General features: G+C 65.2%; 18 protein-coding genes. 8 read left to right on the top strand and 10 right to left on the bottom strand.

Going from position 1 to position 19157, the window contains the following annotated elements; genetic code table 11:
• The first annotated feature begins 308 nt into the window (after window positions 1–308).
• The 3 genes from V2L18_RS01980 (at window position 309) to V2L18_RS01970 (ending at window position 3548) form a co-directional block, all read left to right on the top strand.
• Window positions 309–2276, top strand: a complete 1968-nt coding sequence (locus tag V2L18_RS01980; protein ID WP_336176108.1) for a methyl-accepting chemotaxis protein — start codon at window positions 309–311, stop codon at window positions 2274–2276.
• Window positions 2277–2508: 232 nt separating this feature from the next.
• Complete coding sequence (locus tag V2L18_RS01975; protein ID WP_336176106.1) at window positions 2509–2748, top strand: DUF2007 domain-containing protein; 240 nt, start codon at window positions 2509–2511, stop codon at window positions 2746–2748.
• Window positions 2745–3548, top strand: a complete 804-nt coding sequence (locus tag V2L18_RS01970) for a methyltransferase (protein WP_336176104.1) — start codon at window positions 2745–2747, stop codon at window positions 3546–3548. Before V2L18_RS01975 ends, V2L18_RS01970 begins: the two co-directional genes overlap by 4 nt.
• Window positions 3549–3564: 16 nt before the next feature.
• On the opposite strand, the gene V2L18_RS01965 is transcribed toward V2L18_RS01970, so the two are convergent.
• From V2L18_RS01965 to pcaB, 4 genes are all read right to left on the bottom strand, one after another.
• Window positions 3565–3834: an usg protein gene (locus V2L18_RS01965; protein WP_336176102.1), complete on the bottom strand. Its 270-nt coding sequence runs from the start codon at window positions 3832–3834 to the stop codon at window positions 3565–3567.
• A 190-nt stretch (window positions 3835–4024) separates the two neighbouring features.
• The gene (locus tag V2L18_RS01960; RefSeq protein ID WP_336176100.1) at window positions 4025–4381 is read right to left on the bottom strand and encodes a cytochrome c; all 357 of its coding nucleotides are present in this window, start codon (window positions 4379–4381) and stop codon (window positions 4025–4027) included.
• A 46-nt stretch (window positions 4382–4427) separates the two neighbouring features.
• Complete coding sequence (gene pcaD, locus V2L18_RS01955; protein ID WP_336176098.1) at window positions 4428–5213, bottom strand: 3-oxoadipate enol-lactonase; 786 nt, start codon at window positions 5211–5213, stop codon at window positions 4428–4430.
• Between the two features lie 268 nt (window positions 5214–5481).
• On the bottom strand, window positions 5482–6855 hold the full coding sequence (gene pcaB / locus V2L18_RS01950; RefSeq protein WP_336176097.1) for a 3-carboxy-cis,cis-muconate cycloisomerase: 1374 nt from the start codon (window positions 6853–6855) through the stop codon (window positions 5482–5484).
• 391 nt (window positions 6856–7246) lie between these two features.
• Here pcaB and V2L18_RS01945 point away from each other — a divergent pair, with 391 nt between their 5' ends.
• Window positions 7247–8188 (top strand): MoxR family ATPase, encoded by a 942-nt coding sequence (locus tag V2L18_RS01945; protein ID WP_336176095.1) that lies wholly within the window; start codon window positions 7247–7249, stop codon window positions 8186–8188.
• 471 nt (window positions 8189–8659) lie between these two features.
• Window positions 8660–9880, top strand: coding sequence for a VWA domain-containing protein (locus V2L18_RS01940; RefSeq protein ID WP_336176093.1), 1221 nt, complete (start codon window positions 8660–8662; stop codon window positions 9878–9880).
• A gap of 280 nt (window positions 9881–10160) precedes the next feature.
• Here V2L18_RS01940 and V2L18_RS01935 read toward each other — a convergent pair whose 3' ends face one another.
• The 6 genes from V2L18_RS01935 to V2L18_RS01910 all read right to left on the bottom strand — a co-directional run bounded on the left by V2L18_RS01935 (window position 10161) and on the right by V2L18_RS01910 (window position 16049).
• On the bottom strand, window positions 10161–11267 hold the full coding sequence (locus V2L18_RS01935) for a branched-chain amino acid ABC transporter substrate-binding protein (RefSeq protein WP_336176091.1): 1107 nt from the start codon (window positions 11265–11267) through the stop codon (window positions 10161–10163).
• Between the two features lie 220 nt (window positions 11268–11487).
• Entirely contained in the window at window positions 11488–11850 is a 363-nt protein-coding gene (locus V2L18_RS01930) for a DUF6867 family protein (RefSeq protein ID WP_336176089.1), read from the bottom strand.
• A gap of 114 nt (window positions 11851–11964) precedes the next feature.
• Complete coding sequence (locus tag V2L18_RS01925; RefSeq protein WP_336176088.1) at window positions 11965–12729, bottom strand: ABC transporter ATP-binding protein; 765 nt, start codon at window positions 12727–12729, stop codon at window positions 11965–11967.
• A complete protein-coding gene (locus V2L18_RS01920; protein WP_336176086.1) occupies window positions 12726–13571 on the bottom strand; it encodes an ABC transporter ATP-binding protein in 846 nt (281 codons plus the stop codon). Before V2L18_RS01920 ends, V2L18_RS01925 begins: the two co-directional genes overlap by 4 nt.
• Window positions 13568–15109 carry a high-affinity branched-chain amino acid ABC transporter permease LivM gene (livM, locus tag V2L18_RS01915; RefSeq protein ID WP_336176084.1) on the bottom strand — a complete coding sequence of 514 codons (1542 nt, stop codon included), beginning with the start codon at window positions 15107–15109 and terminating at the stop codon, window positions 13568–13570. Before livM ends, V2L18_RS01920 begins: the two co-directional genes overlap by 4 nt.
• Before the next feature lie 4 nt (window positions 15110–15113).
• Entirely contained in the window at window positions 15114–16049 is a 936-nt protein-coding gene (locus V2L18_RS01910; protein ID WP_336176082.1) for a branched-chain amino acid ABC transporter permease LivH, read from the bottom strand.
• Window positions 16050–16436: 387 nt separating this feature from the next.
• Here V2L18_RS01910 and V2L18_RS01905 point away from each other — a divergent pair, with 387 nt between their 5' ends.
• From V2L18_RS01905 to V2L18_RS01895, 3 genes are all read left to right on the top strand, one after another.
• Complete coding sequence (locus V2L18_RS01905) at window positions 16437–16955, top strand: flavin reductase (RefSeq protein ID WP_336176080.1); 519 nt, start codon at window positions 16437–16439, stop codon at window positions 16953–16955.
• 270 nt (window positions 16956–17225) lie between these two features.
• A complete protein-coding gene (locus V2L18_RS01900) occupies window positions 17226–18116 on the top strand; it encodes a helix-turn-helix domain-containing protein (protein WP_336176078.1) in 891 nt (296 codons plus the stop codon).
• Entirely contained in the window at window positions 18116–19147 is a 1032-nt protein-coding gene (locus V2L18_RS01895) for a P1 family peptidase (protein WP_336176076.1), read from the top strand. Before V2L18_RS01900 ends, V2L18_RS01895 begins: the two co-directional genes overlap by 1 nt.
• Window positions 19148–19157 lie beyond the last annotated feature (10 nt).

Raw genomic sequence — 19157 nt, 5'->3', positions numbered from 1 at the left:
TCTTCTCCGCTTGCCTCGAATTTCCGGCGGACAATAGGTTGCCGAAGGCGGCTCGGCAAGCCGCGCCTTGACGACGGGACCGATGAGTCCCTCCGGGTTGTGCCGGCTACCGGACAGCGAACCTGGGACGAGCCCCGCAGCAGACCTTAGCCAGCCAAGTTCACCTAAGGTAATTGCGAAAAATCAATTCCTGGAGATTGGAAATTAATACGCTTTTCCTGACGAACTATGCATAAGTTTTATTCGTCTTTTACAAAAGATTCAGCATTTTTGACAGAGAATCGAGACGAATATTATCGGAGTCAAAAATGAAAATTTCGATCCGCCCCGTGCGCCAGAAGAGTGCGATAACAAAGATCCTCGTGGCTGCAACGCTTGTGATAACGGCTATCTTCGCCGTGTTCGCAATATTCAACGACGTGAACGAACGCGCATCAAAGATTGAGGATCTCGAGCGGTTTGTCGAGACGGCCGGGTTTTCTGCGCAAAGGACGATCCAGAACTGGTTTGCGGGACGGATTTTCCTTGCCGAGATGGCGGCGCAGCGCCTCGAAAAGGCGAACCAGACGACTGTCAGCGCCCTTGATTCGGATATCCAGACGAAAACCTACGTCAGCAACTACTTTGCGGACGAGGCAAGCGGTACCATGACGTCCTGGCCGCATTGGGACCCGCCCGCCGGCTACGACCCGCGCAAGCGACCGTGGTACGCTCAGGCAGTCGACGCCGGTTCCGTGACCCTGACCGAGCCCTATCTCGACACGATCTCCGGCAAGCTGGTCATTTCCGTCGCCGCACCGGTCCGGCGCGACGGGAAACTGGGTGGCGTCTATGGCGGCGACTTCGCCATCGACCAAATCGGCACGTTCCTCAGCAAGCTAGACCTGAAGGGGCTCGGCTATTTCTTCCTCGTCGACGGCGGCGGCAAGATCCTGGTTCACCCCGAAAGCGGAATGGTGACACGGAAACTCGCCGACCTCTTCCCGCTGAAGGCACCTTCGCTGACCGACCCGAGCCTCCAGCAGATCCCGACGCCCGACGGCGAAAGGCTGGTCGCCTTCACCCGCATCGAGGGACTGCCGCTGGCAACCGACTGGTACATCGGCATGGAGCTTGACCGGGATGCGGCCTTTGCGAGCCTCACACGGATGCGGTACGTGGCCGGGGGCGCGGCACTGTTCGCCGGTGTCTTGATGATGCTCATACTCGGGCTGCTGTTTCACAGGCTCCTCGCCCGGCCGTTGGCTTCTGTCACCGGCGCGATGGGGCTCATCGCCGACGGTGAGCTCGAAACGAACATCGCCGGGCTCGAGCGCAGCGACGAAATCGGCTCCATCGCCCGGGCCGTTGCGGTGTTCCGCGACAACGAGAAGGCGCGCCTGAAACTCGAGGCAAAGAGTGAAGAGCATGCGCGCCATCAGGAGGAACGCCAGAAGCGTGTCGAGAAGCTCATCGAGAAGTTTCAGCAGGTTGTCGGGCAGGCCCTCTCGAACGTGGACGAGAACACCGCGCACCTCAACGAGGCGGCCGTCAACCTGAAGACGATCGCCAGCCAGACGGAGGAGAAATCCACCAGCGCATCGGCGGCTTCCGAGCAGGCGACCGCCAATGTGCAGACAGTCGCATCGGCAGCGGAAGAACTCAGCGCCTCCATCGCCGAGATCAACCGGCAGGTCGCCCAGAGCAGCGCGATCGTCGCAAGGGCGAGCGAGAGCGCGGAGCTGTCCAACGCCAAGGTCGCAAGCCTCGATGCGGCGGCACAGAAGATCGGCGAGGTCGTGAGCCTCATCCAGGCGATCGCCGAGCAGACCAATCTGCTGGCGCTCAACGCGACGATCGAGGCCGCGCGGGCCGGTGAAGCCGGCAAGGGCTTTGCGGTCGTCGCCGCGGAGGTCAAGGAACTCGCCACCCAGACCTCCAAGGCCACCGAGGAGATTTCCTCCCAGATCCAGGCTATCCAGGGATCGACGCGCGAGACCGTGGCGGTGATCGAGGACATCACGCGGATCATGGAAGAGGTGAACGGCTTCACCTCCGCCATCGCCGGCGCCGTGGCGGAACAGGGAACGGCGACGCAGGAGATCTCGGTCAACGTCACCGAAGCCGCTTCCGGAACCCGGCTGGTGACGCAGAACATGCACTCCGTCGCCGACGGCACGACGGAGACGACCGGCACTGCGGAAGGCGTGCTGCAGGCATCGAGCGAAACCGCAAGAAGCACAGCCGACCTGCGGTTGAAGATCGAAGACTTCCTGCGCGATGTCGCAGCCGCCTGACTTTGCCCTGCCGGCGGGCCCGCCGACAGCGTTCTGTTGATGGGAAACCGGCGCGAAAGCGCCGGTTTTTTCGACGATCTCGGCATTTCTCCCAGCATTATTCCAATCTTCCATTCGGCATAATAGGATCGGACCGAGCGTCGCAGCGGACCGACTGCCCGGGATCAGGCAGGAGTTTTTCCGTTTGCGAGCCGGCCCAGTCGACAGATCCCGGCCCAAGGAGCGTTGGACTTTGAGGGAACTTCTGAAAACCAATGATCCGGTGACCATTTCCCACGTGGCGGCGCTGCTTGGCGAGGCCGGCATTCACTTCATGGTGCTCGACCAGAACATGAGCGTTCTTGAGGGCTCGCTCGGCGTGCTGCCGCGCCGCGTTCTCGTCGTGAGCGAAGGTTACGAGGTCGCCTGCACCTTGCTTGAAGAGGCGGGCATGGGAGCGGAACTGACCGCCGACACGGAGAAGAACGCGTGATCGAAAAGACGGTCACGCGGCCCGGCGACGAGGTCGCCCGGGACCCCGTGACCCGGGACAAGTTCCTGGGCGGACAGGTGGAATTGTTCCAGCCCAGCGCGCGTCACCATCGCTCCGGACTTGATGCCGTGCTGCTGGCGGCGAGCCTTCCGGCCGAAACCGCGGGCCGCGTCGTCGATCTCGGCGCAGGCGCCGGGGCCGCCGGACTATGCGCCGCCGCGCGCATCGGCGCGATCGAGGTCACTCTGGTGGAGCGCGAGGAGAGCCTGTGCCATCTGGCCCGCGAAAGCCTGTCGCTGCCCGAGAATTCAAGATTTTCCGAGCGCGTCCAGATACTTGGCGCGGACGTGACGGCCAAGGGCCAGGCCCGCAAGGCGCAAGGTCTGGCGCCCGGGATGGCGGATCACGTCATCATGAACCCGCCCTTCTACGACACCCGCCACCGCCCCTCGCCCCATGCGGCGAAGGCCGGGGCCCATGTTCTGGCCGAGGGCGGGCTTGATCCGTGGCTCAGAACGGCCTCCGACCTGCTGGTTTCCGGCGGCTCGATGACGATGATCTTCCGCGCCGACGGGCTGGATGACGTGCTCGCCGCGATGGCCGGCCGCTTCGGACAAGTCGTTGTTTTTCCAGTCTTTCCGCGCGCGAGCGAAGATGCCACCCGCATCATCTTGCGCGGCATTCGCGGCTCGCGCGGGCCAATGCGACTGAGGCCGGGACTGGTGCTGCACGCCAAGGGATCCGGCTATGTGCCGGCAGTCGAGGCGATCCTGCGGGACGGCGCGGCACTGGTCTTGTGAGCGCGCCGCGCCGCCGTCAGTTCAGCAGCATCGAGACATCGACATTGCGCCAGCGGGCCGGTCCGATGACGCCCTTGTGGGCGAAGCGGACGGAATGCAGAGTGCCGTCCAACTCATTGGTCCAAAAGCGTAAAAATCGCTTGAGCTCGGGGAATTGAGGGGCAAGGTCCCAGGTCTGCCACAGGAAGGTCTGGAGCAGTCCCGGGTGGTCGGGCATGTGATAGAGGATCTCTGCCGTCGTCAGCCCGTAACCGCGCATCTGCGCACTCAATTCCGAACATGCCATGAGCCGTCTCCGTTCAATCAAGAATGGAGACATTTTTCGGCGCAATGCGTGTTCCGGCAAGTCGTATTATGTCGAATACGTAATCAAATCAACGTGTTAGCAGCAGATCGACCGGAGTGCTGCCACCGTTTCGCATCCGACTAATATTTCGTTCGAATATCGTTCGAATTTCCTCGAATTTCGCCAAAGTTCAAAGACTCTTCAAATAGGCGATGAACGCCGTGATCTGCTCCGGCTCCCAGGCGATTTCCGGCATGCCCTCATGGCCTGTGACGATGCCCTCCGCAAGCGCCTCCTCCAGGTCCTCGACCGGGTAGCGCTTGGCGAGATCGCGGAAGGCGGGCGCCTCGGCGAGGGGGCTCTCGTCCTCCGCGCCGATGGCGTGACAGGAGGCGCATTCGCTCTCCGCCAGCGCCCGGCCGAGCTCCACTTCGGAAGCGCCCTCCCCGGTCTTCTTCTCCGCCGAATCGGCCACCACCGTGAACGCCACCGCCCAGGCGAGCGCCGCCAGTGCACCGACGAGCGCGCCCTTCCAACCGTGTGTCATTCAATTCCTCTCCCCGCTATTCCCCTCAAGAATGCACGCCCCGCCTTCAATCGACGAGGAAATCCGTCAGCGCCGCGTTGAACAGATCGCGCTGTTCGATGTTGGACAGATGCGCCGCATCGGGCAGCACCACCAGTTGCGCGCCCTCTATCGCCTCGGCGATCTGGTGCGCATGATCGGGCGGCGTCGCCGCATCCTCGGCGCCGGCGATGACGAGCACCGGGTTTGCGATCGTGCGGATCGTCTCGCGCTGGTCCATCTCCGCGATCGCCTCGCAGCAGCCGGCATAGCCCTCCGGATCGATGCCGAGGATCATATCGCGGATCCGGCCGACCCGCTCCGGCTCGCGCGCCTGGAAGCCTTCGGTAAACCACCGGTTGACCACCGCCGCGACGATCGCCTGCATGCCGTCGGCCCTGACCGTTGCCGCCCGGTGGCGCCACATCTCCTCCGTCGGCAGGTGGGCGGCGGTATTGGCGTAGACCATCCGCCCGAAGCGCGCGCCGGCATTGGTGCCAAGCCACATGCCGACCATGCCGCCCTTGGAAAGCCCGCAATAATCGACCTTCTCCAGCCCCAGCGCATCCAGCAGGCAGAGCGCGTCGCGGCCCAGCCGCTCGATCGAGTAGGGCCCCTTCGGCGCGCCCGACTTGCCATGCCCGCGACTGTCGTAGCGCAGGATCCGGCGCGTGGCCGAAAGCGTCTCCATCTGGTCGTCCCACATGCCGAGATCGGTGCCGAGCGAATTGGAAAACAGCACCACCGGCGCACCAGCCGCCCCTTCGAATTCGTAATTCAGAACGACGCCGTCGTCGGTCGTGATCGTTGGCATGGGGTCCTCTCCTCCATTGTAGTGCTTTCGTGCCGGTGCCTTGGGCCGCGCCGGCCTGAACATATCGTGCGCCGTCTGACGTTTACGAAGCGCGCACCGCTTGCTCCCCTCTCCCCCCTTGTGGGGGAGATGTCCCGTCTTCGCGGGACAGAGGGGGGTAGAGCCGCTCGCTCCGACCTTGCCGCCTCACCCCCCCTCTGTCGGCCAGAGCCGACATCTCCCCCACAAGGGGGGAGAGGGGAACAAGGAGCCCCTTCACGGACCAACCTCACCCCACATCCTCCGCCCGTGCATCGCGCCATGAACCGAGCGCGCGGTCGATGAAGACGTCGGCCGAGCCGACATAGCCGAGCGGATCAAAGACGCCGTCGATCTCGCGCGCATCGAGATGGGCGGTGACCGCCTTGTCGGCCTTCAAGACATCCTTCAGATGCCGGTCCTCGGCGATCGCCAGCTTGGAGGCCGCCTCCAGAATGTGGTGGGCGACGGCGCGTCCGGTCTTCGGCGCGAGCTTCATCATCACGGCTTCGGCGAACACCAGCCCCTTCGTCATTTCGAGGTTTTCGCGCATGCGGTCGGCGCGCACCTCCAGCCCTTCCAGCACCGTGACGAGCGGCTGAAGCGCGGCGGCTGTGAGGACGAACAGCTCCGGCACCAGCCCCCACTCCGCCTGCCAGCCGCCGGTGGCGCGCTCGTGCGGCTGGTCCATGGTGGAATGGAGGGCGGCGGCGCGCGCCTGGGCCTGCAGGGCGGCGGCGCGCGCGGTGGCGGCGCCCACCGGATTGCGCTTGTGCGGCATGGTGGAGGAACCGCCCTTGCCGGGTGCCGCCGGCTCGAACACCTCGCCCACCTCCGTCTGCATCATCAGAACGATCTCGCCGGCGATCTTCATCATGATGCCGGCGACCGCGCCGACGGCCTCCCCGATTTCAATGATGCGTTCGCGGGTGGTGAACCAAGGAACTGCGGGTGCATGAAGCTTCAGCTCAACGGCCAGTTCATCGCGCACCTGCGCGCCGTGGGGCCCGAGCGAGGCGAGCGTGCCGACCGCGCCGCCGAATTGCAGCGCAAGCGACTGCTCGATCACCCCGTCGATGCGCAGAATGAGCCGCTCGACGGATTCCAGCCACGAGGCCGTCTTGAGCCCGAAGACGGTGGGTAGCCCCTGCTGGAGGAAGGTGCGTCCGGCCATGGGCGTGGCGCGATGGGCGCTGGTGAGCGCGGCGCAGGCATCGCCGAGGCGCACCAGATCGGCACGCAGCAGGTTCAGCCCCTCGCGCGCCTGAAGCATCAATCCGGTATCGATGACATCCTGACTGGTGGCGCCCCAGTGGACGAAGCCCGCCGCCTCGCCCTCGACCCGGGCGGTCAGTTCCTTGACGAGCGGGATCGCGACATTGCCGCCGAGCGGCACCTTGCGGCCGATTTCGGCCGGATCGTAGAATTCCGCCCGCGCGGCTTTGGCCACCGCCTCGCCCACCGCATGCGGCACCACACCGAGGCGCGACTGCACGCGGGCGAGCGCGGCCTCGAAATCGAGCATGGCCTGAAGGCGCGCGCCATCGCTCCATACGGCGCACATGGGGACAGTGGCGAACAGCCCGCCCAGCAGTTCAGAATCGATCGCACCGACGCCAGCCACGGAACATTCCTCCCCTTGTCCGCCTTTCCGTTCAAACGGCGATCCCTGATTAGAACATGCGGAGGCGGGAGGAAATCACCCGGCGGCAAAAAGTTGCGATGGCAACCGCGAAACGGACGTAGGCGTGAGGAACGATTGCGCATGCCCCTGCCGCGCGTTAGCAAGGAAGGAAGGGAGAATTGGGAGGAGCGCTTGCGATAGGGAGGCGGACGTCCCCCAGTCTCGATTGTCATCCCCGCGAAGGCGGGGATCCAGTAACCACCGGATCGGAATCGAGGCACGAAAGCGAGGCCTCTGGAATGCTGCCCCCCCGCCTTCGCGGGGATGACAGGAGGAGAGGTTCGGACCCGGCCTCCGACTTGAAGCGGAACGACAACAGCGGACGGAACGCATGAACGATGAAACGGCCCTGAAGGGCGCGGCGCTGCCGCAATCGATCGACGGGACGCTGGACCTGCTGAGCTCCGCCAGCTACGTGGCGGACCGGTCGCTGGCGACCGTGCTCTATCTGGCGCTGAAGATGCAACGGCCGCTGTTTCTGGAAGGCGAGGCCGGCGTCGGCAAGACCGAGATCGCCAAGGTGCTGTCGCAAACGCTGGGGCGCGATCTGATCCGCCTGCAATGCTACGAGGGGCTCGACGTTTCCACCGCCGTCTACGAGTGGAACTACGCGGCCCAGATGGTGGAGATCCGCATGGCGGAGGCCGCCGGCGAGACCGACCGGGGCGAGCTTGCCCAGGATATCTTCTCCGAGCGCTTCCTGATCGAACGGCCGGTTCTCAAGGCCATGCGGCCGCACCTTTCCGGGGCACCGGTTTTCCTGATCGACGAACTGGACCGCGCCGACGAGGCCTTCGAGGCGTTCCTGCTGGAGGTCTTGTCGGACAGCCAAGTCACCATTCCCGAAATCGGCACCATAAAGGCACCGGAGCCGCCGATCGTCATCATCACGACGAACCGCACCCGCGAGATCCATGACGCGCTGAAGCGGCGCTGCCTCTATCACTGGGTGGATTACCCGGATGCGGAACGCGAACTGACCATCGTGCGCACCAAGGTGCCGGGCGTGAACGAGCGGCTTTCGGCCGAGGTCGTCGCCTTCGTGCAGCGGCTGCGCAAGGAATACGAACTGTTCAAGCAGCCGGGCGTGGCGGAGACGATCGACTGGGCGACGGCGCTCACCGAACTCGACCAGCTGGCGCTCAACCCGGAAATGGTGGGCGACACGCTGGGCACGCTGCTGAAGTACCAGGACGACATCGAACGCATCCAGGGATCGGAGGCGAAGCGGCTCGTCGATGATCTGAAGAAGGAGATCGTGGCAGGGATGTGAGAGCGGCGGTCGGTGTGGGATGGGCCACTTCTGCTCCGCTCGCCGCTGGCCTTCCCCTCTCTCCGCCGTCATTGCCCAGCTTCGTCCGGGCAATCCATTGCGGGTGCCGCATGCGCGGATCGTGCTGGATCACCCGGACTTCGCCGGGTGATGACGGCGGGGAGAATGGAGGGAGGCGGTGTCAGTGTGGAATGAGGGACCGATACGGAATGCGTTGCCCATCCTTCGAGACGGCGCTTCGCGCCTCCTCAGGATGACGTTGTTTCTGTGGTGCGATTCTTCATAGCAGGCGACGCGATAAGGCCATACTGAGGCTAGCCACACCCACAACGTCATCCTGAGGAGGACGCGTGAGCGGCCGTCTCGAAGGATGGGCAAAGTGGGCAACACAGGCCACACGTGCCACACTTCCTCCGACCTCCCTCCCCCGCCAGCCTGCCCGCAATCGACACGGAGACCGCGAACCACACGATGACCGAGACCCCAGCCACCGAAACCGGCGCGCTCGCCGACAACATCGTGCATTTCGCGCGCGCGCTGCGTGCTGCCGGGCTGCCGGTGGGGCCGGCCGCCGTGATCGATGCCATCCGCGCGGTGGAGGTGGCCGGCATCGCCAGCCGCGAGGATTTCTACTGGACGCTGCATTCGATCTTCGTGAAGAAGCGTGACCAGCATGCCGTGTTCGAGGAGGCGTTCCGCCTCTTCTGGCGCTCGCGCGGGCTTGTCGAAAAGATGCTCGCCCTGCTCTCCCCCGTCGCCCCGCCCCGGGGCGAGCCGCAAAAGCCCAAGGCGGCCCAGGCCCGCGTCGCCAACGCGCTGCAACAGGACACGGTGCGCGAGGCGAAGGAGACCAAGCCCGAAATCGAGATCGACGCGAGCTTCACCGTGTCGGGCGCGGAGGTGCTGCAGACGAAGGACTTCGCGCAGATGTCAGCGGCCGAGATCGCCACCGCCAAGGCGGCGATATCCCGCCTCATCCTGCCGGTCGACACCGTGCGCCAGCGCCGGCTGGTGGCCACGCCTGCGCGCGCCCGCATCGATCCGCGCCGCTCGATGCGCGCCTCCATGCGCGCCGGCGGCGACATGATCGCGCTGAAATATAGGAAACCGGCCGAGCTCCATCCGCCCATCGTGGCGCTGTGCGACATTTCCGGCTCGATGAGCCAGTACACCCGGATTTTCCTGCATTTCCTGCACGCGCTGACGGAGAACCGGCGCAAGGTGCACACGTTCCTGTTCGGCACGAGGCTTTCCAACGTCACCCGCCAGCTGACCATGAAGGACCCCGACGAGGCGCTGGAAGCGTGCACGGGATCGGTCGCCGACTGGTCGGGCGGGACGCGGATCGCGACCGCGCTTCACGAATTCAACCGCAAATGGTCGCGCCGGGTGATGCATGGCGGTGCGATCGTGCTGCTGATCACCGACGGGCTGGAGCGCGACACGGAGGAGGATCTGGCGGTGGAGATGGACCGGCTGCACCGCTCCTGCCGCCGGCTCGTGTGGCTGAACCCGCTGCTGCGCTTCGACCGTTTCGAGGCCAAGGCCCGCGGCATCCGCGCGATGCTGCCGCATGTGGACGAGTTCCGCACCATCCATTCGCTGGAGGCGGTGGAGGACCTGTGCCGCGCGCTCGCCGGCGACGGCAAGGGCGCGGAGGATCCGCGAGCGTGGCTGAAGAGGGTCGGGTGAGCGGGGCGGATTGCGAGGTGGACACGATGATCGCCGGTGCCCTCTGATCGGCCAGCGGCTCCCTCCGCTTTCTCGGTTGTCATCCCCGCGAAGGCGGGGATCCAGCATTCCAGAGGCGGTTCGGTTCTGCACGGGCAACCCGATCCTGTGGTTGCTGGATTCCCGCCTTCGCGGGGATGACAACCGAGAAACAGGGACCCACCGACAAAAAGCCCCCGGCGCGTGAACGCCGGGGGCTCTGGGGACGACCTGAAGAGGCCGGACGCGCGGGGCGCCCGGTTTACTTCATGTAGTCGTACTTGCCGTCGTGCCACTCGTAGAAGACGTAGCCCGGCAGGGTCACGTCGCCCTTGTCGTTGAACGACATGTTGTCGCCGAGCACCGTGTTGAACTTGCCGTCGTCGAGCGCCTTGACGACCGCGTCGAAGTCGGTCGACCCGGCGGCCTTGACCGCATCCACGTAGGTCTGGATGGCGGCGTAGGTGTACATCACGTAGCCTTCCGGCTCGATGCCCTTCTTGCGGAACTCGGCCACAATCGGGGCCGCCTTCTCGTTCTTGCGCGGGTCGGGCGAGAAGGTCATCAGGGTGCCCTCGCCGGCATCGCCCGTGATCGCCCAGTACTCGTCGGTGACCAGCGCGTCGCCCGACACCAGCACCGTGTCCATGCCCTGATCGCGCATCTGGCGCGCCATCAGGCCGGCTTCGGTGTGATAGCCGCCGACATAGAGAACGCCGATGTTCTCCTGCTTCAGCTTGGAGACGAGAGCCGTGTAGTCCTTCTCGCCGGCGGTGTAGGATTCCACCAGCGTCGGCTTCTTGCCGGCCTCTTCCATGTACTTCTGCGTCTCGTCGGCAAGACCCTTGCCGTAGGCGGTCTTGTCGTTGATGATCGCGATGTTCTTGTCCTTGAACTTCGTTGCAAGGAACTTGCCGGCGACCTGGCCCTGCTGGTCGTCACGACCGCAGACGCGGAAGATGCCGGGGCCGGGACGCTCGTCGGTGAACTTCGGGTTGGTGGAGGCCGGCGTGATCTGGATGATGCCCTCTTCGGCATAGACCGCGGAGGCCGGGATCGACGAGCCGGAGCAGAAGTGGCCGGCCACGAAGACCACGCCCTTGCCGACGAACTGGTTGGCGACCGCAACCGCCTGCTTCGGGTCGCAGGCATCGTCGCCCACTTCCAGAACCAGCTTCTCCCCGTTGACGCCGCCGGCCGCGTTGATGTCGGCCACAGCCTGCTCGGCACCGGCCTTCATCTGCTGACCGAAGGCGGCATACTGACCGGTCATCGGACCGGCCGTTGCGATGACGATATCCGCGAAGGCGGCCGTGGACATGGCCATGCCGAAGGACATCGCGACGCCGGCCATCAGAATCTTTTTCATGCAAAACTCCCTGGTTCAGATTGCCAAGTGAACCTCTCTGGACGGGGATTTTTCCCCAAGGTGCAGGTATTGTGCCCTGCAATGTGCGGAAATGACAGCCGTGCCGGCTTGCCCGCTTCCGCCACCGGAGATCCTGACCTTGCCGGCCCGGCCCCCGGAAGTCTTTTTGGACGGCCGGCCCCGCAAGGACCGGCCGCCGAATCTCGTTTCAAACCTCGTGTCAGGCCCGGTTTTCCCGCGCCTGCTGCCGCTCCCGCCACGAGAACGGGCTGCTCCTCTCGTAAAGCCAGCTGTACTGCGTCGTCATCTGGCCCGCGCGGGTGTAGCGCCAGCCGGCAAAGCCCAGCACCCCCAGCACCACCAGATCGACCAGCCAGTAATGAACCGTCAGCAGGCTGCCGTGGAACAGCGCGTAGTGCAGGAACCGCACCGCGAACGACAGCAGCACCAGGAACCAGGCCAGCAGCCACGTCGGCCGCCAGGTCAGCGCCGAGGCGCGTCCCGTGAGCCAGGCCGCGCCACCGCCGAGAAAGACGGTGACGAGCAGGAAATCGCCGAGCGAGACTTCGAAGATGATACCCATTTTTCCCGCCTTCTGGAGCAGATCCGTTTCTTGCAGAACCGGATCTTGGCTCCAACCCCTTGTTTCAACGCAAATCCGGACGGATAACCGGTCACCACTTGTCCTGGATTTGCTCTAGTGCGCGCCGCCCTCGAGATAGGCCGCCTTGACGTCGTCGCGCGCGAGAAGCTCCTTGCCCGTGCCCGACATGGTGATGAGACCGTTGACCATGACATAGCCGCGGTGGGCGAGCTTCAGCGCATGGTAGGCGTTCTGCTCCACCAGGAACACGGTCAGCCCCTCGTTGGTGTTCAGCTCCTCGATGATCTCGAAGATCTGCTTGACCACCAGCGGGGCGAGGCCCAGCGACGGCTCGTCGAGCAACAGAAGTTTCGGCCGGCTCATCAGCGCGCGCGCGATCGCCAGCATCTGCTGCTCGCCGCCCGAAAGCGTGCCGCCGCGCTGGCCCTTGCGCTTCGACAGGATCGGAAACAGGTCGAACACCCGCTTCAGATCGTCGTCGAAATGCGTCATGTCGGTGATGGAGGCGCCCATCTGCAGGTTTTCCATCACCGTCATGCGCGGAAAGATCCGCCGCCCTTCCGGCGACTGCGCGATCGACATGCGCGTGATCTCGTGCGTCGGCATCTGGGTGATGTCGATCCCATCGTAGGTGATCGTGCCCTCGCGCGCCTGCGGGCTGCCGCAGATCGTCATCATCAGGGTCGACTTGCCGGCCCCGTTGGCGCCGATCAGCGTGACGATCTCGCCTGGGTGAACCTCCATGTCGACGCCGCGCAGCGCGACGATCTTGCCGTAGTAGGTCTTGACGCCGGACACCCTCAGGAGGGGGTCCCCGGCAGGAGCCGCGGCGGCCGCCGCTGCGCTTCCCTCGCTCATAGGCCCACCTCCTCTTCGACCAGTTCGACTTCCTCGTCCGCGACGCCCAGATAGGCCGCGATCACCTTCGGATCGCTGCGAACCGCCTCAGGCGTGCCGTCGGCGATCTTCTCGCCGTAGTCGAGCACGATCACGTGGTCGGAGATTTCCATCACCACCGACATGTCATGCTCGATGAGGACGACGGAGGTGTCGTGCTCCTTGCGGATGTACATCAGCAGCGCATTGAGCTCGGCGCTCTCGCGCGGGTTGAGGCCGGCGGCCGGCTCGTCGAGACACAGCACCTGCGGGCCGGTGCACATGGCGCGCGCGATCTCCAGCCGGCGCTGGTCGCCGTAGGGCAGATCGGCGGCCGGATCGTCCGCCCGTTCGATCAGGTCGATCTTGTCGAGCCAGTAGCGCGCCTGTTCCACCGCCCTCTCCTCCGCCCGGCGGAACCGGGAGAGGCCGAAGATGCCGGCGAGCGACAGCGCCGATGCGCTCATCAAGGGATTGTGCTGGGCGACCATCAGGTTCTCCAGCACGGTCATGCCGCCGAAGAGCCGGATGTTCTGGAACGTGCGCGCCACCCGCGCATCGCGCGAGATCTCGAAATCGGGCATCCGCTCCAGCAGATATTCATCGCCGGAGGACTGGCGCACGGTGATGCGCCCCTCGGTGGGCTTGTAGAAGCCGGTGACGCAGTTGAAGACGGTCGTCTTTCCGGCCCCGTTCGGCCCGATCAGCGCGGTGATGTCGCCGCGCCCGACATCGAAGGAGAGATCGTCGACGGCAACGAGACCGCCGAAGCGCATGGTCAGGTGCTCCACGGTGAGCACGGGGTTGTCCATCCACCGGGTCATCCCTGTCCCTCCTGCACAAGATCCGCGGATATGCCGGTTCTTCGTTTGAGGCCGATGGTGGGCTTGCGCGTGGAGATCAGGCCGCGCGGCTTCCACACCATGATGATGACCATCAGGAGGCCGAAGACCAGCATGCGATAGTCCTGCAGGTCGCGGAAGAACTCAAAGCCGCCGATCATCACCACCGCGGCGATGACGACGCCGATCTGCGAGCCCAGGCCGCCGAGCACGACAATGGCCAGGATGACCGCGCTTTCGATGAAGGTGAAGCTTTCCGGCGAGATGAAGCCCTGCCGGGTGGCGAAGAACGAACCGGCGAAGCCGCCGAACATCGCCCCCGTGGCAAAGGCCGAAAGCTTGGTGTTGGTGGTGTTGATGCCGAGCGAGCGGCAGGCGATCTCGTCCTCGCGCAGCGCCTCCCAGGCGCGCCCCACCGGCAGCCTTCTCAGCCGCATGGTCACGAAATTGGTGACCAGCGCCATGGCCAGGATGACGTAATAGAGGAAGATGATGCGGTGAATGGACGAGTAGTCGAGCCCGAACAGGGCGGCGAAGCCCTCGTCCCCGCGCTCGAACTCGATGCCGAACAGCGTCGGGCGCGGAATGCCTGAAATGCCGTCCGGCCCGCCGGTGAACTCGTACCAGTTCAAGAGCACGACGCGGATGATCTCGCCGAAAGCCAACGTCACGATGGCGAGATAGTCACCTCTGAGGCGCAGCACCGGATAGCCGAGGATCATGCCCCAGCAGGCCGCCAGAAGACCGGCGAGCGGCAGACACATCCAGAAGCCGAGCCCGAAATACTGCGACAGCAGCGCGAACGAATAGGCGCCCACCGCGTAGAAGGCGACGTAGCCGAGATCGAGCAGGCCGGCGAGACCCACCACGATGTTCAAGCCCCAGCCGAGCATGATGTAGGTGAGAACGAGGATCGCCAGATCGAGATATTGCCGCGATCCGCGCGCTCCCAGCCATTCGATCAGAATGAAGGGAACCGCCACCGCCAGCAGGCCGAGCGCCATCGGCATCCACTTCGCAAACGGCGCAAACCCCGCCCGGACCGTCGCCGCAGCGCCCGGGCCGGAGGGCTTGCCTCGCCTTTCGGCAATCCCCAGAAGGGCGCTCGCGACGATGGCGGCGACGATCGCGAGCCCCACGATCAGAAGGATCCAAAGCCAGTCGTTATTGCCGATCGCGCGCGCCGGCGAGGCGCCGGTGAAGGTGCCGAGGAAACGGTCGAGCAGATAGAAGATCACCAGCGCGGCCAGGATCGACAGACCGAGCATGATCGTGCGGAAGGTGACGGTGCGCGGCGTCTCGGGCCGCCACACATACATGTTGAGAAGCAGCCGCCCGGCGAAGACCACCACCACCGTGATCGCCACCGCCGCCCAGCGGTAGTCGATGATCAGACCTCCGATGGAGATCTCGGTGCGCATGCCGATCAGCATGAACGACAGTGCGAGCGTGATGAGCGCCGCGACCGCGGAATCCTTGAAGGACGCCTTCAGCCGGCTTTCGGTTACAGATGCGGACATGGGCTCAGACCTTCTCCACTTCCGGCTTGCCGAGCAGACCTTCGGGCAGGAAGATCAGCACGATGGCGAGGATGGAGAAGGCGGCGACGTCCTTGTACTCGACCGAGAAATAGCCGGACCAGAACGTCTCGATCAGCCCGATCAAGAGACCGCCGAGCATGGCGCCGGGCAGCGAGCCGATGCCGCCGAGCACGGCCGCGGTGAACGCCTTAACGCCGGCCAGGAAGCCGATGTAGAAGTCGATCACGCCGTAGTAGAGCAGGAACATCAGCCCCGCCACGGCGGCAAGCGCCGCACCCATGACGAAGGTGAGCGAGATGGTGCGGTCGACGTTGACGCCGATCAGCGAGGCCATCTTGCGATCCTGCTCGCAGGCCCTTTGCGCGCGCCCGAGCGAGGTCTTGTTGATCAGAAGGGTGAAGCCGATCATCAGCACCGTGGTGAGCACGATGATGAGGATCTGCAGATAGGAAAGCTGGACGACGAAGGTGCCGTCGGAGCCGTCGCCGCCCATCAGGGTGAAGCCGCCGGAAATGAGCGGCTGAACGGGCTTGTTGCGGGCGCCTTGCGAAAGCTGCACGAAATTCTGCAGCGTGATCGACATGCCGATGGCGGTGATCAGCGGCGCCAGCCGGAACGACCCGCGCAAGGGGCGGTAGGCCAGCCGTTCCACCGTCCAGCCCCACACCGAGGTCAGCGCCATGGCGACCACGAGGATCCCGAGCAGGACGAGGATCAGCAGCGCGATCGGCATGGCCGCCGTGACGCCGAACGCGACGACCATGATCAGCGCCAGGAACGCGCCGACCATGAAGATGTCGCCATGGGCGAAATTGATCATGCCGATGATCCCGTAGACCATCGTGTAGCCAATGGCGATCAGTCCGTAGATCGAACCCAGCGTTACGCCATTGATCAGCTGTTGCAGGAAATATTCCATCTCAGTCTGCTAGCCCCCGCGGAAAAGGTGCAGCCGTCTCAACCGGAAAATGGTGGCGGCTTTTCATAGTTGTCAAATTCTTAGCAAGCCCCACTTCAGCATACAATTGCGTCAGCGCCATAGAGTGACGAAAAGAAGGGCGTTTCCATTTTTTGAACGATCAGGAAAATTATTCTCACAACCGATTGACCAGACAATCCCCCGAAATCGAATTTTTCATACCGTAACGGGCATTGTACGGCGGCGGACAATGGCGCGGTGCGCGATCGGCGCTGCGGGCTTGCGGCCTTGCCCGTCGGTCTGTAGACGGGAAGTTCCGCCATCGCGTCCGGATCTCCCGAACGGACGGGAGGCGAGGTCGCCGCACGGACGGCGGAAAGGATGAAGATGGCAGAGCACGACACCGGCCAGGCCGGCCTTTCGGGTGCCGACGGGGCCGAATTCCGACAGGCCATGAGCCGGCTTTCCCAGCAGGTTCACATTGTAACGGGCATGGGCCCGCGCGGGCGCTGCGGCGTGACGGTGACCGCCGTCGCCTCGGTGAGCGACGACCCGCCGACGGTGCTGTTCTGCCTCAACCGGTCGAGCCGCACCTTCCCGCTGTTCGAGGACGCGAAAGCGTTCTGCATCAACACGCTGGCCGGCGACCACGTTCCGCTCGCCGACGCCTTCGCCGGGCGCGGCAATCTGGAGACCGAGGCACGCTTCGCGCTGGCCGACTGGACAACGCTGGAGAGCGGGGCGCCGGTGCTGACGGGCGCGCTCGCGAGCTTCGACTGCCGCGTGAGCCAGGTCATCGACATGGCGACGCACCGGATCTTCTTCGGCGAGGTGGAGGCGGTGGCAAACGGCACGGACGCCGCCCGCGCGCTGACCTATTACAATCGAGGGTATGTGGTGTGCTGAGACGGCGCTGATAGCGCCAGGACAGAATACGGGAACCATGTGCCCCCCGCTTGCTCCCCTCTCCCCCCTTGTGGGGGAGATGTCGGCAAAGCCGACAGAGGGGGGCGAAGCCGCTTGCGCCGAACCTGCCGCATACCCCCCTCTGTCACCCTGCGGGTGACATCTCCCCCACAAGGGGGGGAGAGGGGCGCAAGCTGCACCATCGCTCCCGCTATCCCCCCGCGATGATGCCCATACCGTTCGCCGGCGATATCGACTAGAATCGCTGACATGACGCACATTCAGGCGATCCCGCAGTTCCACCTCTTCGGCGAGGCGCCGGACGATACCGCTTTCGACTTCATCCACGTGGAGACGCTGGCCGCCCGGTCCGCGCGCCACGGCTGGACGATCTCGCTGCACAATCACCGCCACCTCAACCACATCTTCGTCATCCGCTCCGGCGGCGGCGTGATCCAGGTGGAGGACGAGGAGACGACGTTTCGCGGACCCGCCGTGCTGTGCGTGGCGGCCACCGTCGTCCACGGCTTCGCCTTTGAGGAAAACATCGACGGCCACATCGCGACCTTCACCGAGGACGTGGTGTCGGGCGCGCGCGATGCCGCCGGCTCCGTGCGCGACCGGCTGCGCGCGCTGTTTTCCGATCCGGTGCTGCCGCTGGAGCCCGGCGGGGTGGCCGAGGGCATCGCCCGGCACATGGCCGCGCTCGCCGACGAGCTGGATCTCGCCCGCGACGGCCACCAGATCGCCATGCGCGCGCACCTGATGCTGCTGATCCTGGAAATCGCCCGGGCGCGAGCCTCGCGCACGCGCTATGCGCAGGTGACGCTCAGTGGCATGGACGAGACCATCGGCGCGCTGCGCGATCTGATCGAGGACAATTTCCGCCAAACCCGGCGCATCGGCGACTATGCCGACCGGCTGGGCCAGACATCGGAACGGCTCAACGAGCACTGCAAGCGGGTGACGGGGGTCACCGTCGGCCACATGATCCGCCAGCGCCTCATCACCGAGGCCAAGCGGCAGTTGCTCTTCACCGAAGCCTCGGCCTCGGAAATCGCCTACGACCTCGCCTTCGCCGACCCCTCCCATTTCTCCCGCTTCTTCCGCAACCACACCGGCATGTCGCCGCAAGAATTCCGAAAAGGGAACGAGAAATGATGAGCGGACTGCGGCCCGGGCCGCGCAACCTGATCACCGACGTCGAGGGCCTCACCGTCGGCAACGCCTCCGATCCGCGGTTGAAATCGGGCGTCACGGTGGTGCTGCCTGAGGAGCCTGTCGTTGCCTCCGTCGCCATTCACGGCGGCGCGCCGGGCACCCGCGAGATCGCGCTTCTTGAGCCGGAACAGACGGTGAGCCATGTCGATGCGCTGGTGCTGTCGGGCGGCTCGGCGTTCGGGCTCGATGCAGGCGCGGGCGTGCAGTCGCGGCTTGCGGAACTGGGGCGCGGCTATGCGGTCGGCCCGGTGCGGGTGCCGATCGTGCCGGCGGCGATCCTGTTCGATCTCCTGAACGGCTCGGCGGTGGAAACGGAACCGGACGCGAGCTGGAACGCCAGCGCCCCCTATCGCGATCTCGGCCGCGCGGCCTGCGAGCTCGCGTCCGCCGATTTCGCGCTCGGCAGCGAGGGCGCCGGCACAGGCGCGACGACGGCGAACTGCAAGGGCGGGCTCGGCTCTGCTTCCGCCGTTCTCGCCAATGGGGCGACGGTGGGCGCGCTCGTCGCCGTCAACGCGCTCGGCCGCGTCACCATCGGCGACGGCCCGCATTTCTGGGCGACGCCGTTTGAGCAGGACGGCGAGTTCGGCGGTCTCGGCATGCCCGCCCCCTTCCCCACTGACGCCATGGCCGTGCGCACCAAGGCCGACACGCTGAAATCGGGCGCCAACACGACGATCGCGGTCATCGCCACGGACGTCAGCCTGACGAAATCGGAGGCGAAGCGGCTGGCTGTAATGGCGCATGACGGCATGGCGCGCGCCATCTGGCCGGCGCACACGCCGTTTGACGGCGATCTCGTCTTCGCGCTGTCGACGGGAAAGCGGCCGTTGGAAAGCCCGGTGGATCTATTGGCGCTGGGCGCGGCGGCGGCGGCCACACTGGCCCGCGCCATCGCGCGCGGGGTTTACGCGGCGAGCAAGGCCGAGGGCGACCGGGTGCCGACGTGGGGCGAGCGGTTCGGGGGGTGAGGGAATACGC

The organism is Breoghania sp. JC706, from assembly GCF_037026715.1.
In the GTDB taxonomy this organism is placed as follows: domain Bacteria; phylum Pseudomonadota; class Alphaproteobacteria; order Rhizobiales; family Stappiaceae; genus Breoghania.
The sequence above is the reverse complement of the archived record's forward strand: the minus strand, read 5'-3'. Positions and strand labels throughout refer to the sequence as shown.

Bases quoted from the DNA above. Each gene is read 5' to 3' on its own strand.
- V2L18_RS01980 (WP_336176108.1), top strand. From the start codon at position 309: ATGAAAATTTCGATCCGCCCCGTGCGCCAGAAGAGTGCGATAACAAAG.
- V2L18_RS01965 (WP_336176102.1), bottom strand. From the start codon at position 3,834: ATGGCATGTTCGGAATTGAGTGCGCAGATGCGCGGTTACGGGCTGACG.
- V2L18_RS01960 (WP_336176100.1), bottom strand. From the start codon at position 4,381: ATGACACACGGTTGGAAGGGCGCGCTCGTCGGTGCACTGGCGGCGCTC.
- pcaD (WP_336176098.1), bottom strand. From the start codon at position 5,213: ATGCCAACGATCACGACCGACGACGGCGTCGTTCTGAATTACGAATTC.
- V2L18_RS01945 (WP_336176095.1), top strand. From the start codon at position 7,247: ATGAACGATGAAACGGCCCTGAAGGGCGCGGCGCTGCCGCAATCGATC.
- V2L18_RS01940 (WP_336176093.1), top strand. From the start codon at position 8,660: ATGACCGAGACCCCAGCCACCGAAACCGGCGCGCTCGCCGACAACATC.
- V2L18_RS01935 (WP_336176091.1), bottom strand. From the start codon at position 11,267: ATGAAAAAGATTCTGATGGCCGGCGTCGCGATGTCCTTCGGCATGGCC.
- V2L18_RS01930 (WP_336176089.1), bottom strand. From the start codon at position 11,850: ATGGGTATCATCTTCGAAGTCTCGCTCGGCGATTTCCTGCTCGTCACC.
- V2L18_RS01925 (WP_336176088.1), bottom strand. From the start codon at position 12,729: ATGAGCGAGGGAAGCGCAGCGGCGGCCGCCGCGGCTCCTGCCGGGGAC.
- V2L18_RS01920 (WP_336176086.1), bottom strand. From the start codon at position 13,571: ATGACCCGGTGGATGGACAACCCCGTGCTCACCGTGGAGCACCTGACC.
- livM (WP_336176084.1), bottom strand. From the start codon at position 15,109: ATGTCCGCATCTGTAACCGAAAGCCGGCTGAAGGCGTCCTTCAAGGAT.
- V2L18_RS01910 (WP_336176082.1), bottom strand. From the start codon at position 16,049: ATGGAATATTTCCTGCAACAGCTGATCAATGGCGTAACGCTGGGTTCG.
- V2L18_RS01905 (WP_336176080.1), top strand. From the start codon at position 16,437: ATGGCAGAGCACGACACCGGCCAGGCCGGCCTTTCGGGTGCCGACGGG.
- V2L18_RS01900 (WP_336176078.1), top strand. From the start codon at position 17,226: ATGACGCACATTCAGGCGATCCCGCAGTTCCACCTCTTCGGCGAGGCG.
- V2L18_RS01895 (WP_336176076.1), top strand. From the start codon at position 18,116: ATGAGCGGACTGCGGCCCGGGCCGCGCAACCTGATCACCGACGTCGAG.